Source organism: Pseudomonas corrugata, assembly GCF_001269905.1.
GTDB lineage: Bacteria > Pseudomonadota > Gammaproteobacteria > Pseudomonadales > Pseudomonadaceae > Aquipseudomonas > Aquipseudomonas corrugata.
In genome coordinates this window covers 91609-107508 of the sequence record NZ_LHVK01000010.1, presented here as the reverse complement: position 1 = coordinate 107508, position 15900 = coordinate 91609, and the positions used below count along the sequence as shown (strand labels likewise).

Genomic DNA, 15900 nt, shown 5'->3' with positions numbered 1-15900 from the left:
TCAAAGCGCTTTGGGACCAGGTGATGCGGGGATTACTTTTTGCCCAGGCTGATCTGCTTGGACGGGCCGAATGTCTGGCCGCTGACGCCTTTGGCGATTTGCTGGATTTCACCGCCGGACTTGAGGAACGCAGCGATCTGGTCGTTGATCGATTCGCTGGTTTCAACGGCTGGAGCTGGCTTTGCTTTGCTGTTGGATGCTTTTACGCGCATGGCGGCCATTAACCTGTCGATAATTAATTGGGCCAGGTATCGTACAGGAAATACGTGACCCTTGCTTGGCTGATATCCCGTTGAATGATCTGGATAGGGCCGGATAATGGCTGGATTTATGCCGCAGTCGTTGCCCTAAGCCACTGTTTTAAATAAAAACCGACAAGGAAATATAACGTCGAGCAGCCTGTGCGAATCAGTCGCATGGTGTGTCGTCCGCCTGACGAATGGCCGCTTCCGGCAGGATAACGCTGGCAGATCAAGGTCGGGACGGGCGCTTTCCCGCCGGTCACGAATCGCACCGCAAAACCGGGTAGAATGCCGCCCACGCAATGAGGGTATTCGGAAATGGCTTTAGTCGGGCGCTACAACAGTTTGCAAGTGGTTAAACACACGAACTTCGGTTTATATCTGGACGGTGGTGCGGACGGCGAAATTCTTTTGCCCAATCGTTATATCCCCAAGGATATTCCCAGCGAAGATGAAGATTGGCTCAATGTCTTTATTTATCTGGACAGCGACGACAAACTGATCGCGACCACGGAAAAACCCAAAGTCCAGGTTGGCGAATTCGCCAGCCTGAAAGTGGTTGAAGTCAACAGCATCGGTGTGTTCCTCGATTGGGGACTGCCCAAGGATCTGCTGCTGCCGTTCTCGGAAGAGAAACGCCAGATGACTGCCGGGGATTATTGCGTGGTGCACGTCTATCTCGACAAGCACACCCGCCGCATCACCGCCACGGCGCGCCTTGACCGCTACCTGGACAAGACTCCGGCCAACTATGCGCCGGGGCAGGAAGTGGATCTGCTGGTTGCCGAGGCCACCGACATGGGCTTCAAGGCGATCATCAATAACCGCCACTGGGGACTTATCCACAAGAACGAAGTCTTCAAGTTCCTGCGCCCCGGCAAGCTGGAAAAAGGTTACATCAAGGAAATCCGTGCGGACGGCAAGATCAGCCTGAGTCTGCAACCGGTGGGCCAGGAAGCTGCCACCAGCTTGAATGCCAAGATCCTCTCCAAGTTGCGTGACAACAACGGCACCCTGCCGGTCAGCGACAAGAGCGATCCGGCGCTGATCAGCAGCCTGTTTGGGGTGAGCAAGGGCAACTTCAAGAAAGCCATTGGTGCGCTGTACAAGAATGGACAGATTGTCATTCATGCGGATCGCATTGAGTTGAGCTGATCTGCAGCCTGACAAAGTGACTTGTGGCGAGGTGGTTTGTGGCGAGGGGATTTATCCCCGCTGGGCTGCGTAGCAGCCCCAAGCCCTGACATCTCGGTGTGCCAGGCAGAACAAGTTGACTGTTTTGGGGCCGCTTCGCGCCCCAGCGGGGCGGTGCGACGTTTCGCTAAATCCCGTTGCCACAAGTGCTGGGTCTAGCCTTTTGATCTGGCTGTATACAAAATTCTGCACCTTTAGCATGCACTCGCGCCCTGTTCGTGGGCGTATCCATCTTCTCGGCTGCCTTTCAGCACTGTCGTACACCTCGGTTTGTCTCACATCCTCCGCCTATGGCACGCATTCTGCGTACCACTTCGTATACAAACCCTGCCGGCTCCCGTGCGCAGTATGGTGAGCAACTCATCCCGGGGGCACGGCGGTACTCATAAGGAGCCCCGCGATGTCCGAGCAATTACCCAACGGTTATAGCCCCCGTCTCTATAACGAAGACTTGGGCCCGCTGCCGCAGAAATGGAATTGGTACAACATTTTCGCGTTCTGGATGAGTGATGTGCACAGCGTCGGTGGTTATGTGTTCGCCGCCAGCCTGTTCGCATTGGGGTTGGCGAGTTGGCAGGTGTTGATTGCGTTATTGGGCGGGATTTGCATCGTGCAGGTGATCGCCAGCCTGGTGGCCAAGCCGAGCCAGCAGGCGGCGGTTCCGTATCCGGTGATCTGTCGGCTGGCGTTCGGCGTGTTCGGGGCGAATATCCCGGCGGTGATTCGCGGTTTGATTGCCGTCGCGTGGTACGGCATTCAGACGTACCTGGCGTCCAGTGCGCTGATCATCGTGGTCCTGCGGTTCTTTCCCACAATGGAAGTGTATGCGACGCCGCATTTTGCCGGTTTATCTTACCTGGGCTGGTTTGGTTTCCTCAGCCTGTGGTTTGTCCAGGCGCTGGTGTTCTGGACGGGCATGGAGTCGATCCGCCGTTTCATCGACTGGGCGGGGCCAGTGGTCTACGCCGTGATGTTTCTGCTGGCCGGCTGGATCGTGTGGAAGGCCGGTTGGAGCAACATCAGCTTTACGCTGGCGGAAAAATCCCTGTCCGGCTGGCAGGCGTTCGGTCAGGTGATCGTGGCGACGGCGCTGGTGGTGTCATATTTTTCCGGGCCGACCCTGAATTTCGGCGATTTCAGTCGCTACTGCCGGAGCATGTCTGACGTGCGTCGGGGTAATTTCTGGGGGCTGCCGCTGAATTTCCTGGCCTTCTCGCTGGTCACCGTGGTGATTGTTTCCGGAACCTTGCCGGTGTTCGGCGAAATGCTCCATGACCCGATCGCCACCGTAGCGCGCATCGACAACGATGTGGCGGTGCTGCTCGGGGCCTTTGCCTTCGTGACGGCCACCGTCGGCATCAATATTGTCGCCAACTTCGTCTCGCCGGCCTTCGACTTTGCCAACGTCGCACCCAGCAAGATCAGTTGGCGTGCCGGTGGCATGATCGCTGCGCTGGCGTCGATTTTCATCACGCCCTGGAACCTGTTCAACAATCCTGAAGTGATCCATTACACCCTGGATGTGCTGGCAGCTTTCATCGGTCCGTTGTTCGGGATTCTGCTGGTGGACTTCTATCTGATCAAAAAGCAGTCGATTGACGTCGATGCGCTGTTCAATGACGGCCCGAGCGGGCGCTATTACTACAGCGGCGGTATCAACTGGACGGCGGTCAAGGCGCTGGTGCCAGCGACGTTGATGGGGGTGGCGATCACCTTCACGCCGCTGTTGCAACCGATGGCCAGCTTTGCCTGGTTCACCGGCTGTTTCCTCGGCGGGGTGTTGTATTTTGCCCTGGCGCGGCGTGAGCCGGCCGCGCAACCGAGCCCATCGTTCAGTTCGGTTGGCCAGGCCTGATCAACGCAGGACGGTTTGAGCACAAGGGTTTACCGCGCTCCGGCGCGGTAGCAACAACCCACCGGCCAGCACCAGGCCGCAGCCGGCAACGATCAGCGCCGGTTGCAGACCCCCGCTGAAGTGGCTGCTCAGCGCCGCCAGCAACGGTCCACTGAGCTGGCCCACGGCAAAACAAGCGGTCAACAGCCCGGCGTTGCGCTGGGTGGCGTGGGGGGCCAGTTCCCGGGAGCGCAGCATCACCAGTTGCATGCACGCCAGGAACGGCGTGCCACACAGGATGACCCCAAGCGCCAGCCCCGGCCCGCTGCCCAACAGGCAGGCGAACACTCCGGCGGCCTGTAGCCATAACGTGCCGATCAACCAGCGACCAGTGGTGTTTGGGGTTGGTCGACGCAGGCTCACCAGCAGCACACCGAGGGCGGCCGCCAGGCCGAAGCAGGGCCAGAACAAGTCGGCCTGCCATTGACCATGGAATTGCGCCGAAGCCATTTGCGACAGGAACGTGGCGGGGATGATGTAGCCCACGCCGTACAAGGCGTACACCACGCCGAGCCGGGCAATGCCACGGTTCGCTGATGAGCCGGTCGGCGGCGCAACGGTCATGGCAGCAGCGGGTTGCGGCAGGATCGGTAGCACCACCAGCAGCATCGCCAGAGCCACACCGGCATACACCAGCCACAGTGTGGCGGATGTCTGGCCCAACAGGTTAGAGCTCAAGGCCAGCAGGCCTGTGAGAAAAATCCCCAGCCCCGGTCCGGCAAATACCAGCGCGCCCAATCGTGGTCGTCCCGCCGCGGCTGCCAGAGGTTGGCTCAAGGCCGTGATCATCACCAGCACCCAGGCACTTGCCACGCCCGTGCCGAAGCGCAGTGCAAGGTGCGGCCAGAAGCCCCAGGCCCAGAACGACGCCAGGGTCAGCAGCACGCACAGCCACAGGCCGCCGAGCAAACGTCGGCGCACCTGCTCCGGGCGGCGGGCGAACATGGCGTCCAATGCGCCGAGGAAATAACCCAGGTAATTGGCGGCGGCAATCAGACCGGCGGCGGTCAAGTCGATCTGACCTTCGCCGATGAGATGAGGTAACTGAGGTGTGAGGGCGAAGCGGCCGATGCCCATGGCCATCATCAAGGCAATGAAGCTGGCAAGCAGGCGAACAAGGGGCGACATGGTTGTTCTCCACATTGAGGCGAATGACCGTCAGGCTAGAACCGATTGACTTTCATTAAAAATGAATAATAGTGAGTAACTTGTTCCTTTTTGGAGAATGTCGTGGAGTTCAGCCAGTTGCGGATTTTCCAGGCGGTGGCCGAGGAAGGGTCCATCACCCGCGCCGCCGAGCGCCTGCACCGGGTACCGTCGAATCTGTCGACCCGGCTCAAGCAGCTCGAAGAGCAATTGGGTGTGGATCTTTTCCTGCGGGAGCGTCAGCGCTTGCAGCTATCGCCTGCGGGAAAAGTCCTGTTGGACTATGCGGCCAAGCTCTTTGCCTTGCATGACGAAGCCCATGCGGCCGTGCAGGGTGGGCAACCGGCCGGGGAGTTTGTGCTGGGCACCATGTACAGCACAGCGGCGATTCATCTGCCGGACCTGCTGGCCGGTTATCACCGGGCGTATCCGGCGGTGAATCTGCAAGTACAGTCCGGGCCCAGCGGCGAATTGCTCGAGGGCTTGCTCACCGGGCGGCTCGATGCGGCGCTGGTGGATGGCCCGCTGGAGCTGGCGGGACTGGACGGCGTGCCGTTGTGCGACGAGCGATTGGTGGTGATTACCGAGGCCGATCATCCGCCGGTGCGCAGTGCGCTGGATGTCCAGGGCCGCTCGGTGTTTACCTTTCGCCGGGGCTGTTCGTACCGCATGCGCCTGGAAGCCTGGTTTGCCCATGATCATGCAACCATGGGGCGAGCGATGGAGATCGAGTCATACCAGGGGATGCTGGCGTGCGTGATAGCCGGGTCCGGAGTGGCGTTGTTGTCCGAGTCGATGCTGACCAGCATGCCGGGTCGCGAGCGGGTGGCAGTGCACCCACTGGCCGAGCCGTTTGCCAGCGCCACGACCTGGCTGATGTGGCGCAAAGGCATGGTCGGAGCCAACCTGAACGCCTGGATCGAGTTGCAGCAACAGGCCTGGCCACGGATGCCCGTGGCAACGGCCCAATCGGCTTGAACTACGGGCGTGGGATTTGGATCAATTCAGTAACAGATCATTGCAAACAGAGACGAGCATTGCGCAGCACATCGGACTATTATCAACGCGAAGGGGCCACAGAAATCTGCCGCTCGCACGACCCTGAGGGGGCACCACGATGAAAGAGAAAATCCAGAACTGGCTTCACGACTTGGGTGTCGCGCTCGGGCTGATCGAACCGCCCATGCAGCCGATACCGATTCGCACCGATGACGAGCAACGCCGCCGCTAACCTGTGGCGAGGGGATTTATCCCCGCTGGGCTGCGAAGCAGACCCCAAACAAACCCACTCCATTCGTCTGTCATGTTGGAATAATCCTGATGCGAGGGCCGCTCCGCGGCCCAGCGGGGATAAATCCCCTCGCCACAACTGCGTCTATTTCTATTTTTGCCTTAAGCAAATAAAAAAGGTGTGGTCACCGACACCACACCTTAGAAGAAAACTTTTCTCAGTTGTAGATCAAACCATCTTCGCCACCACGTTCGAGCGTGGCGACAACAGACTGACCACCACAAAGCTCACCAGCGCCACGCCCAGGCTGTAGTAAATCGGCGTGTTGGCGTCCAGGCCATCCTTGAGCATGAAGAACAGCGCCGTCAGGAAGCCCAGCGACATACTGGTGATCGCCCCCGCCGTAGTGGCGCGTTTCCAGTAGATGGCGCCGATCAGCGGGATCAGCATGCCGCCCACCAACAGGTTGTAGGCCAGGGTCAGGGCACTGATCACGTCGCTGACCACCAGGGCGATGCCTAACACAACCACCCCCATCAACAGCGTCGCGATGCGGTTTTCATGGGCGTCGCCGCCGGTGTTTTCGCGGCCTTGGCGCAGACGGGGCAGCAGATCCTGGACCACGGTGGTCGAGGCCGCGAGCAGGCCCGCCGCGGCGGTGGACATCAGCGCTGCCAGTGCGGCGGCGACCACCAGCCCGCGAATGCCACTGGGCAGGCTGGTCTGGACGATGCTGGCGAAGGCGTTGTTGACGTTGGCAAGGTCTGGCAGCAACACCTTGGCCGCCATGCCGATCAGCGCCCCGGCCAAGCCATACAGGACGCAGTACAGGCCCGCTGCGGTGCCGGCCACTTTTGCCACGCCTTCGCTGCGAGCGGTAAACACCCGCTGCCAGATGTCCTGGCCGATGAAGATGCCGAAGAAGTAGATCAAGAAGTAAGTGATGATGGTGTCCCAGCCAATCGCGGTGAAATCGAAATAGCTGGCCGGCAGTTTCGCCACCATCGCATCCCAGCCGCCGGCGTCCATGATGGACATCGGCATCAGCAGGAACACCAGGCCGACGGTCATGATCAGGAACTGCACGATGTCGGTGAGGGTCAGCGACCACATGCCGCCGATGGTGGAATACAGCACCACCACACCGCCGCCCACCAGGATGGAAGCCCAGAAGGGCAGGCCGAATAGCACCTGCATGACGGTGCCAATGGCGATGGTCGAGGTGGCACCGATCATCAGTGCGTAAACCAGCATGATCAACGCACTGGCGTGGCGTGCGGCCGGGTTGTAGCGACGCTCCAATACCTGGGTAACGGTGTAGATCTTCAGCTTGAGCAACGGCTTGGCCAGGAACAGGCTCAGGCCGACGATCCCCAGGCCGATGGCGCCGCACAGCCAGAACCCGGAAATCCCATGGACATAACCCAGGCGCACGGTGCCGATGGTGGACGCGCCACCCAGCACTGTGGCGGCCATGGTGCCCAGATAAAAGCCCGGGCCGAGGTTGCGCCCGGCGACCAGGTAGTCGTCACGGGTCTTGGCGCGGCGCATGCCGTACCAGCCGAGGGCGATCATGCCGGTGGCGTAGATGAGAACGACGATTAAATCCAAAGCCATGATGGCGTGTCTCCGATTGTCTTTTTTATAGTGAAGTCGGGGCGTGTGCTGCCTTTGTGGCGAGGGGATTCAGCGACCCGTCGCACCGCCCCGCTGGGCTGCGGAGCGGCCCCAAAGGCAGTCAACTTGATCTGTCTGTTACACCGAGGGGTCAGGGTTGGGACCGCTGCGCGCTCCAGCGGGGATGAATCCCCTCGCCACAGGGTCAGCGCTCGGCTGGTTCTTGTTACGCGGATCATCCGGCCCATACACCGCCTTCGGTTCCGGGAACATCCCGAGCAACACCAGGTACACCACCGAAGCCAGGCCCAGCGTTACCGGCAGGCTGATGTCGATGCCGCCGGCCAGTTCGCCCAGCGGGCCGACGAACTGCCCCGGCAGGTTGACGAAGCACAGCCCGACCAGCGCGCTGGGGATCCAGGCCCCCAGGCCACGCCAGTTCCAACCGTGGCTGAACCAGTAGCGGCCGCCGGTTTCGCCCCGGGTGAACACTTGCAGGTCATCCGGGCAGTAGAAGCCGCGTCGCACCAGCAGGCCAATGATCATGATCACCATCCACGGGGTGGTGCAGGTGATGATCAGCACGGCGAAGGTCGACACGCTTTGCACCAGGTTCGCCGCGAAGCGTCCGATAAAGATGAAGGCAATCGACAGCACGCCGATCAACAGCGTCGCCTTGACCCGTGACAGCACGCGAGGAAACACGCTGGACATGTCCAACCCGGTGCCGTACAGCGACGTGGTGCCGGTGGACATGCCGCCGATCACCGCAATCAGGCATACCGGCAGGAAGAACCAGGTCGGTGACACGGCCAGCAGCCCGCCCACGTAGTTGTTCGCCGCGATGTAGTCCGGTGCCTTGATCGCCACGATGGTGGCGGTGGCGAGGCCGAACAGGAACGGAATCAGCGTCGCCAGTTGCGCGGCGATCACCGCTGCCATGATGCGACGCTTGGGCGTGTGGCGCGGAATATAGCGCGACCAGTCACCGAGGAATGCGCCGAAGGAAATCGGGTTGCTCATGGCTACCAGCGCCGCACCGATGAACGCTGCCCAGAAACCCGGCTGGCCGAGGCTGACCGTACCGGCGAACTGGCTGTCAAAGGTCGGCGCGAAGGCGAAGATGCCCAGCAGGAACAGCAGGCTGGCGGCCCACACGGCGATACGATTGACCCATAGCATGAAGCGGAAGCCATAGATGCACACCGTCAGCACCAGCAGGGCGAACAGGCCGTAGGCCAAACCCAGGCTCAGGTCGGTTTCCGGCACGCCGACCAGGCGTTTGGCGCCGCCGATCAGCGCATCCCCGGAACTCCAGACAGACAGCGAGAAGAACGCGATGGCGGTCAGCAGCGACAGGAACGAACCGACGATCCGCCCATGTACGCCGAAGTGCGCACCGGAAGACACGGCGTTGTTGGTGCCGTTGAGCGGACCAAACAGACCCATGGGGGCGAGGATGATCGAACCCACCAGCACGCCCAGCACAATCGCCCAGACCCCGGCCTGGAACGACAGGCCGAACAGCACCGGGAAACTGCCGAGCACGGCGGTGGCGAAGGTATTGGCTCCGCCGAAGATCAGGCGAAACAGGTCCCCCGGGCCGGCGGTTCGTTGGTGGTCCGGAATCTGTTCGACTCCGTTGGTTTCGATTTGCGTAAGGCTGTTGTCGTTATTGTTATGCATGATCTGCTCCGATCATAAAGGCGCGCCCGTCGTGTGCGGGCGTCACCTGTTGCTAAGGGATTGGCAGCCCTTCCGGCATTGCGGACAAATGTTCGTGACAGGCCAGCCATAGGCCTTGTTGTTCTTGGCGAAACACAATGGTCTCGCGCTCCTGGCTAAAGTGAAGCTCCCCTAGCATGCGCAGCTCGGTGGCCACGTCATGGATGAAAACCGCCACGTCCCCTTGCAGGCTGACGAAGGCGTTGCTCGAGGTGCACGAGAGCACCTCGAAACCCTCCTCGGACCGCCAGCGGTCCCACAACACCTGGTAGGCATCGCGAGACAGCAGGGGCTGTTCGAGGGTGTGGAACACGAAGCTCGCGTCAACGGTGAACGCGTCGAAGTAGGCGTCACGATCGTTGCGAGCGAAAGCCGACACCAGCTCCGCGGCGGCCCTGAGTACTTGATCCTGTTCGTTCATGACGACGCCTCAGCGATGGGCCACGCCGGGCAGTACGCAGAGCATCTCGTACAGCAGGTTGGCGCCCAGCAGCGAGGTGTTGCCGGTGGTGTCGTACGGTGGCGAGACTTCCACCAGATCGCAACCGACCAGGTCGAGGCCCTGGCAGCCGCGCACGATTTCGATGGCCTGGATGGTGGTCAGGCCACCGATTTCCGGGGTGCCGGTACCGGGGGCCCAGGCTGGATCGATGCCGTCGATGTCGAAGCTCAGGTACACCGGGCCGCCGCCGACTTTCTCCCGGACTTCGGCCATCAGCGGTGCCAGGGAATGGTGCCAGCACTCTTCGGCCTGGACCACGCGGAAACCCTGGCGGCGGCTCCAGTTGAAGTCATCGGCGGTATAGCCCTGGGCCCGCAGGCCGATCTGCACCACGCGGTCGCAATCGAGCAAGCCTTCTTCGACGGCGCGGCGGAAGGTGGTGCCATGGGCGATTTTCTCGCCGAACATGTGGTCGTTCACATCGGCGTGAGCGTCGATATGCACCAGACCGACCTTGCCGTGCTTCTTGTGGATGGCCCGCAGGATCGGCAGGGTGATGGTGTGATCGCCGCCCAGGGTCAACGGGATGACGTTGTGTTCGAGGATCTTGTGGTACGACTCCTCAATGATCCGTACCGCGTCCAGCAGGTTGAAGGTGTTGATCGCCACGTCGCCGATGTCGGCCACCGACAGCGAGTCGAACGGCGCGGCCCCGGTGGCCATGTTGTAGGGGCGGATCATCACGGATTCGGCGCGGATCTCCCGGGGCCCGAAGCGGGTGCCGGCGCGCAGGGAGGTGCCAATGTCCAGCGGCACGCCGACGAAGGCAGCGTCCAGGCCGGCGGCAGTCGGTACATGGGGAAGTCGCATCATGGTGGCGATGCCGCCGAAGCGCGGCATTTCGTTGCCGCCCAGTGGTTGGTGAAGAATCTTGTCCACGGGTAGGGCCTCATCGTTTGTTTTAGTTATCAGGGGCCGATTCTGCGAAAAGCCGTGGCCGCGAAGAATCGCTGGGGGCAAATACTTAGTTCAGATTTTTCTAAACTAATGCGGAGCGGGGCGATAGACTCCAGTCCAGCAAGGCTGGCCCTGATGGATACCCTGTGGCGAGGGGATTTATCCCCTCGCCACAAGGTTTTGCAGTGAACGCCGGTATGGAGAACCCCCAATGACCAACGCTCTACCCGACCTGAAACTGCTGCGCATTTTCGTCAGCGTGGTCCGGCACCAGGGATTCGCCAATGCCCAGCACGAACTCAATCTCTCTACATCGGCCATCAGCACTTACATGAGCCAGCTTGAGTCGGCCCTGGGCCTGGTGCTGTGTCATCGCGGTCGGGGCGGGTTCAGCCTGACCAGCAAAGGCGAGCTGTTCCATCAGGAAACCCTGCGCCTGTTGGGCGAGCTCGAAGGTTTCGAGCAGTACGCCGCCGCCCTGAAGGGCGAGCTGCGTGGCACGTTGAACCTGGGGGTGATCGACTCCACCGTCAGTGACAAGGCCCTGCCGTTCGCCGAGGCCATCGGCGCCTACAGCCTGGAGCATCCAGCCGTGCACCTGCACTTGTCGGTCATGAGTCCTTACGAACTGCAACTTGGCGTGCAGGACAACCGCCTGGACCTGGCCATCGGTGCGTTTTCCACGCGCATGAGCGGGTTGGTCTACATGCCGCTGTACCGCGAGCAGCACTGGTTGTACTGCAGCAACCGCCACCCGCTGTTCAACGAACGGCGTATCCCCGAACAACTCATCACCCAGCAGCGCATGGTCGGACGCGGTTACTGGAGCCAGGCCGAGCTGGCCCGCCACGGCTTCAAGCACAGCGCCGCGACGGTGGAGAGCATGGAGGCGCAGCTGATCCTGGTCCTGTCCGGCGCCTACATCGGTTACCTGCCCGAGCACTACGCCCAGGCCTGGGTCGACAAGGGCGACTTGCGGGTGCTGCTGCCGGCCACGTTCGGCTACCAGGCGCCGTTTTCGATGATCATGCGCCGGGGCCGCAGCCGCGAGCCGTTGATCCAGACTTTCCGCGATCTGCTTAAAGCGCAGCTCCACCAGGCCTGAGGTGACGATGTCCAGAATCCACTGCCCGCGCTGCCACAGGCCGCAAAGCCACTGCTTGTGCCCGCTGATACCCAGCCTCGACAGCCGTACCCGGGTCCTGTTACTGCAACATCCCAGCGAAGTGAACCACGCCTTGAACACCGCCCGGCTGGCGGCGCTGGGGCTCAACAATGCCGAGTTGATCGTGGGCGAAGTGTTCGAGCATCTGCCTGCGTTGCTCAATCGACCGTGTTATCGGGCCTGCCTGCTGTTTCCCGGTGAAGATGCGCAGCCGATGCAGGCCTATGGACCGTCCGATGATCCGCTGCTATTGGTTGTGCCAGACGGCACTTGGCGCAAGGCGCGCAAGTTGCTGCACCTCAATCCTTTGCTGGCGGCGTTGCCGAGGGTGACGCTGGTCGAAGGCGGGATATCTCGTTACCGCTTGCGCAAGGCACCGGGGCCGGGCGCGTTGTCGACGGTGGAGGCGATTGTCCAGGCGTTGCAGGTACTGGAAGCGCCGATGAGTTTCGAGCCGTTGCTCAGACCGTTCGAGGCGTTGATCGAGGGACAGATCGCGGCCATGGGGGAGGAGACTTACCAGCGTAACCACACCCACTGATGATCGTTCCCACGCTCCGCGTGGGAATGCCGCCAGGGACGCTCAGCGTCCTCCCAAGCGTGACGCGGAGCGTCACAGGATGCGTGCCCACGCAGAGCATGGGAACGATCAGGCCATTACCGCTCGCGCATCGCCTCGGTCCGTGCCTTCAACACCGGCTTGAGCAAGTAATCCAGCACACTTTTTTCCCCGGTAATAATGTCCACCGTCGCGACCATCCCCGGGATGATCAGCAGTGGCTTGGTGTCGCCGCCCAGATGATTCTTATCGGTACGCACCTGGATCAGGTAGAAGCTGTTGCCCTTGTCGTCGGTGATGGTGTCGGCGCCGATCAGTTCGAGCCGGGCGCTCAGCCCGCCATAGATCGTGTAGTCGTAAGCGCTGAACTTGACCATGGCTTTCTGGCCCGGATGCAGGAAGGCCACGTCTTGCGGGCGCACCTTGGCTTCGATCAGCAGGTTGTCCTCCATGGGCACGATTTCCAGCATGTCGCTGCCCGGCTGCACCACGCCACCGATGGTGTTGACCTTGAGCTGCTTGATCACCCCATGCACCGGTGAAACCACGGTGGTGCGGGTCACACGGTCGTCGATGGCGATGCTCGAGGCGGTGATCTTCGACAGATCCGTGCGTTTCTCGTTGAGCTCCTTGGCCGCGTCGGAACGGAAGGTTTGCTCCGATTCGTCGATCTTGCTCTTGATTTCGTTGATTGCCGATTCGGCCCGGGGAATCGCCAGGGTGGTGGCGTTGAGCGAGCCGCGGATCTCCACCGCACTGCGCTTGAGCCGCAGGATTTCCACCGGTGATACCGCGCCGGTGCTCACCAGCGGCGCGGACATGTTCATTTCCTCTTGCAGCAGGGCCAGGCTGGAACTGAACTGGCCTTGCTTGGAACGAAACTCCGCCAGCTCCTGAGTCTTCTGCCGCAGTTGCTCGGTCAGGGTCCGTTGTTCGCTGGCCAGCAATCGTTGCCGTTGCTCATACAGCGCGCGCTCGTCTTCGGCCACTTGCGGAGCGTTGGCGGTCACTTCGGCCGATACCTGAAACGGCCGCCCCTCAGCCTCCGCCGACAGCCGCTGGACCTGCGCCATCAACGCATAGCGATCAGCCTCGCTCTCGCCCTTGTTCGACCGATACCGCGTATCGTCCAGGCGCAGCAGGGTGTCGCCCTTGTTCACCATCTGGCCTTCGCGGACGAAAATCTCAGTGACGATGCCGCCCTCCAGGTTCTGGATCACCTGGACTTTGCTCGAGGGAATGGCCTTGCCCTCGCCGGTGGTGACCTCTTGCAGGATCGCCAATTTCGCCCAGACCAGTGCAGTAACGATCAGCCCGGCGGCCAGCCACACGGTGACGCGGGATCGGCGGGGTGAATCCTGCAGCGCCGCACCGGCGGTTTCCGGCATGAACTCGCTTTCGGCACTTTTGCTGAAACTGCCGAAGTAGCTTCGGGCGGCTTGATCGGATGTTTGGGCAGACATGGGGATACCCGTCGGTTAAGTGAAGTAATGCTGGGCACGGCTTTTGTGGCGAGGGGATAAATCCCCTCGCCACAAAGATTCGGTGGTGCTTGCTAGGCCGTTCCGGAACCCACCCGCCCCTTGCGCAGCGCATCGATCACCACTTCTTTCGGCCCATCCGCGACGATCCGGCCGTTGTCCAGCACCACCAGGCGATCCACCAGGCTCAGCATCGAGGTGCGGTGGGTGACCAATAGCAAGGTCTTGCCCTGGATGTGGGTGTGGAGCTTTTGTCGCAAGGTGTCTTCGCTGCTGTTGTCCATGGCGCTGGTGGGTTCGTCCAACAGCAGGATCGGTGGATCGAGCAGCAGGGCCCGGGCCAGCAGCACGGCCTGGCGCTGGCCGCCGGAGAGCAGTTGGCCGCGCTCGCCCACCGGGCGGTCGAAGCCCTGGGGATGCTGGCGGGCCAGTTCGCTGACGCCGGTCAATTCCGCCACTTCGAGCATGCGTGCATCGCTGATGTAGCGGGCCCCGAGGGTCAGGTTGTCGCGCAGGCTACCGGCCAGCAGCGGCAGGTCATGGGCGACATAGCCGATCTGCTGGCGCAGGTCGGCGACATCCAGTTGCCGCAGGTCCAGGCCGTCGAGGAGCAGTTGGCCCTCTTGCGGTTCGTAAAATCCCATCAGCAGACGCGCCAGGGTGCTTTTGCCCGAGCCGCTGCGACCGATGATTCCGACCCGCTCACCGGCCGTGAGATGAAAGCTCGCGTTCGACAGTGCCGGTGTGCTCTGGTCGTTGTAGTGGAACGTTACGCCTTGGACCTCCAGTGCCCCCTGCAATTGGGTGCGGTCCAGCGGCCGCTGCTTGGCATCGCGTTCCTGGGGTAACGCCATCAGGGCGTCGGTGCTGCGCATGGTGAGTTGGGCCTGCTGGTAACGGGTGATCAGCCCGGCGATCTGCCCCAATGGCGCCAGGACCCGGCTGCCCAGCATATAGGACGCCACCAGCGCGCCGACGCTGAGGTTGCCGGCGATGATGCTGTAGACCCCGGCGACGATGGTGGTCATGCCGGCCAGTTGTTGCAGGAACAGGGTGCCGTTGGTCGCCAGCGCCGAGAGGTTGCGTGCGTGGCTGTCCAGGCGAGTGAGGGCACCATGGGTGCTTTCCCATTGATGCTGGCGCTCGCTTTCCGCGCTGCAGGCCTTGAGGGTTTCCAGACCGCCGAGGGTTTCGATCAGCAAGGCCTGGCGCTGGGCACCCAGGGCCAGGCTCTTCTGTACGGTGTCTCGCAGGCGCACCTGGATGATCATCGCGAAGATGATCGTGATCGGGAACGCCACCACTGGAATGACCACCAGCCAGCCCCCCAGCAAACCGATCACCAACAGCATCAGCACGGCAAAGGGCAGGTCGATCAAGCTGGTGAGGGTCACGGCGGTGAGAAATTCCCGCAGGCCCTGGAAGTCATGGATGCTCTGGGCGAACCCGCCGATGGTCACCGGCCGGGCCTTCATCGCCATGCCGGTGATGCGCTCGAACAGGGTGGCAGAGAGAATCACGTCGGTTTTCTTGCCGGCGCTGTCCAGCAGGTGGGCGCGCACCACTCGCAGCACCAGTTCGAAGCCGGTGCCAATCAACAGCCCTACGGCCAATACCCACAGGGTGGACGTGGCCTGGTTCGGCACCACGCGGTCATAGGTCTGCATGACGAACAGCGGCACCATCAACCCCAGCAGGTTGATGAGCAGACTCGCCAGGATCGCGTCGCTATACAGCCAGCGCGACAGCTTCAAGGTGTCGCGAAACCAGGCTTCGACCCGTGGCACCAGGGGCGAACGCAAGTCTTCGAGTTCATGGCGTGGCCGGGCAAACAGCGCCTGGCCACTGTAATCGGCAGTCAGTTCCTCGCGGCTGACCCATTGCTCACCGCCATCGGCTTCGCACGGCAGGATCAATGCCTGGCCGTTCTCGTGCCAGCGTCGCAATACCGCGCAACGACCACCGGCCAGGATCAGCATCACTGGTAGATTGAGGGGGGAAATCTCGGCAAGGCCACGGCGCAGCACACGGGCCTGCAAACCGGCCCGGGCCGCTGCACGAGGCAGCAGGTCCAGGCTCAGCCGTTGGTGCGCCATTGGAAGCCCGGCGCTGAGGCTGGCGCGACTGACCGCCGCGCCATGGAGTTTGCAGAGGATCAACAGACCATCCAGCAGAGGGTCATCGAAGCTCAGGCGCGGGTCGGCGCCGGGGATAGCGGGTTCCATGCTGGTCACATTGATCGCTCCC

Annotated in this window: 14 protein-coding genes; 6 read left to right on the top strand and 8 right to left on the bottom strand. The window is 61.9% G+C overall.

Annotated features, from left to right (window positions below; translation table 11 throughout):
* Positions 1-32: 32 nt before the first annotated feature.
* Positions 33-221: a hypothetical protein gene (locus AD665_RS17080; RefSeq protein WP_016702300.1), complete on the bottom strand. Its 189-nt coding sequence runs from the start codon at positions 219-221 to the stop codon at positions 33-35.
* A gap of 339 nt (positions 222-560) precedes the next feature.
* On the opposite strand from AD665_RS17080, the gene AD665_RS17075 reads away from it, so the two are divergent.
* Both AD665_RS17075 and AD665_RS17070 read left to right on the top strand, forming a co-directional pair.
* A complete protein-coding gene (locus tag AD665_RS17075) occupies positions 561-1397 on the top strand; it encodes a CvfB family protein (protein ID WP_053192911.1) in 837 nt (278 codons plus the stop codon).
* A 439-nt stretch (positions 1398-1836) separates the two neighbouring features.
* Entirely contained in the window at positions 1837-3291 is a 1455-nt protein-coding gene (locus tag AD665_RS17070; protein WP_053192909.1) for an NCS1 family nucleobase:cation symporter-1, read from the top strand.
* Here AD665_RS17070 and AD665_RS17065 read toward each other — a convergent pair whose 3' ends face one another.
* Positions 3292-4458, bottom strand: a complete 1167-nt coding sequence (locus AD665_RS17065; RefSeq protein ID WP_024779096.1) for an MFS transporter — start codon at positions 4456-4458, stop codon at positions 3292-3294.
* Positions 4459-4560: 102 nt separating this feature from the next.
* On the opposite strand from AD665_RS17065, the gene ptrR reads away from it, so the two are divergent.
* Together ptrR and AD665_RS28050 are read left to right on the top strand one after the other, a co-directional pair.
* A complete protein-coding gene (gene ptrR / locus AD665_RS17060; protein WP_024779097.1) occupies positions 4561-5454 on the top strand; it encodes a putrescine utilization regulator PtrR in 894 nt (297 codons plus the stop codon).
* Positions 5455-5593: 139 nt separating this feature from the next.
* On the top strand, positions 5594-5707 hold the full coding sequence (locus AD665_RS28050) for a PA1414 family protein (protein ID WP_282958520.1): 114 nt from the start codon (positions 5594-5596) through the stop codon (positions 5705-5707).
* A gap of 228 nt (positions 5708-5935) precedes the next feature.
* Here the strand turns inward: AD665_RS28050 and AD665_RS17055 are convergent, their stop codons facing one another.
* From AD665_RS17055 to speB, 4 genes are all read right to left on the bottom strand, one after another.
* Positions 5936-7324, bottom strand: a complete 1389-nt coding sequence (locus AD665_RS17055) for a sodium:solute symporter family protein (protein ID WP_024779098.1) — start codon at positions 7322-7324, stop codon at positions 5936-5938.
* Positions 7325-7462: 138 nt separating this feature from the next.
* Positions 7463-9013: a purine-cytosine permease family protein gene (locus AD665_RS17050; RefSeq protein ID WP_231995067.1), complete on the bottom strand. Its 1551-nt coding sequence runs from the start codon at positions 9011-9013 to the stop codon at positions 7463-7465.
* 49 nt (positions 9014-9062) lie between these two features.
* Complete coding sequence (locus tag AD665_RS17045) at positions 9063-9470, bottom strand: YybH family protein (protein ID WP_024779100.1); 408 nt, start codon at positions 9468-9470, stop codon at positions 9063-9065.
* 9 nt (positions 9471-9479) lie between these two features.
* A complete protein-coding gene (speB, locus tag AD665_RS17040) occupies positions 9480-10430 on the bottom strand; it encodes an agmatinase (protein ID WP_024779101.1) in 951 nt (316 codons plus the stop codon).
* A 229-nt stretch (positions 10431-10659) separates the two neighbouring features.
* Here speB and AD665_RS17035 point away from each other — a divergent pair, with 229 nt between their 5' ends.
* Together AD665_RS17035 and AD665_RS17030 are read left to right on the top strand one after the other, a co-directional pair.
* Positions 10660-11553, top strand: coding sequence for a LysR family transcriptional regulator (locus tag AD665_RS17035; RefSeq protein ID WP_024779102.1), 894 nt, complete (start codon positions 10660-10662; stop codon positions 11551-11553).
* Between the two features lie 7 nt (positions 11554-11560).
* The gene (locus AD665_RS17030) at positions 11561-12154 is read left to right on the top strand and encodes a tRNA-uridine aminocarboxypropyltransferase (RefSeq protein ID WP_024779103.1); all 594 of its coding nucleotides are present in this window, start codon (positions 11561-11563) and stop codon (positions 12152-12154) included.
* Between the two features lie 116 nt (positions 12155-12270).
* On the opposite strand, the gene AD665_RS17025 is transcribed toward AD665_RS17030, so the two are convergent.
* Positions 12271-13635 carry an HlyD family type I secretion periplasmic adaptor subunit gene (locus AD665_RS17025; RefSeq protein WP_024779104.1) on the bottom strand — a complete coding sequence of 455 codons (1365 nt, stop codon included), beginning with the start codon at positions 13633-13635 and terminating at the stop codon, positions 12271-12273.
* Positions 13636-13727: 92 nt separating this feature from the next.
* Positions 13728-15887 (bottom strand): type I secretion system permease/ATPase, encoded by a 2160-nt coding sequence (locus AD665_RS17020; RefSeq protein WP_024779105.1) that lies wholly within the window; start codon positions 15885-15887, stop codon positions 13728-13730.
* Positions 15888-15900 lie beyond the last annotated feature (13 nt).

Bases quoted from the DNA above. Each gene is read 5' to 3' on its own strand.
- AD665_RS17025 (WP_024779104.1), bottom strand. From the start codon at position 13,635: ATGTCTGCCCAAACATCCGATCAAGCCGCCCGAAGCTACTTCGGCAGT.
- AD665_RS17075 (WP_053192911.1), top strand. From the start codon at position 561: ATGGCTTTAGTCGGGCGCTACAACAGTTTGCAAGTGGTTAAACACACG.
- AD665_RS17080 (WP_016702300.1), bottom strand. From the start codon at position 221: ATGGCCGCCATGCGCGTAAAAGCATCCAACAGCAAAGCAAAGCCAGCT.
- AD665_RS17035 (WP_024779102.1), top strand. From the start codon at position 10,660: ATGACCAACGCTCTACCCGACCTGAAACTGCTGCGCATTTTCGTCAGC.
- AD665_RS17045 (WP_024779100.1), bottom strand. From the start codon at position 9,470: ATGAACGAACAGGATCAAGTACTCAGGGCCGCCGCGGAGCTGGTGTCG.
- AD665_RS17070 (WP_053192909.1), top strand. From the start codon at position 1,837: ATGTCCGAGCAATTACCCAACGGTTATAGCCCCCGTCTCTATAACGAA.
- AD665_RS17055 (WP_024779098.1), bottom strand. From the start codon at position 7,324: ATGGCTTTGGATTTAATCGTCGTTCTCATCTACGCCACCGGCATGATC.
- AD665_RS28050 (WP_282958520.1), top strand. From the start codon at position 5,594: ATGAAAGAGAAAATCCAGAACTGGCTTCACGACTTGGGTGTCGCGCTC.
- AD665_RS17065 (WP_024779096.1), bottom strand. From the start codon at position 4,458: ATGTCGCCCCTTGTTCGCCTGCTTGCCAGCTTCATTGCCTTGATGATG.
- AD665_RS17030 (WP_024779103.1), top strand. From the start codon at position 11,561: ATGTCCAGAATCCACTGCCCGCGCTGCCACAGGCCGCAAAGCCACTGC.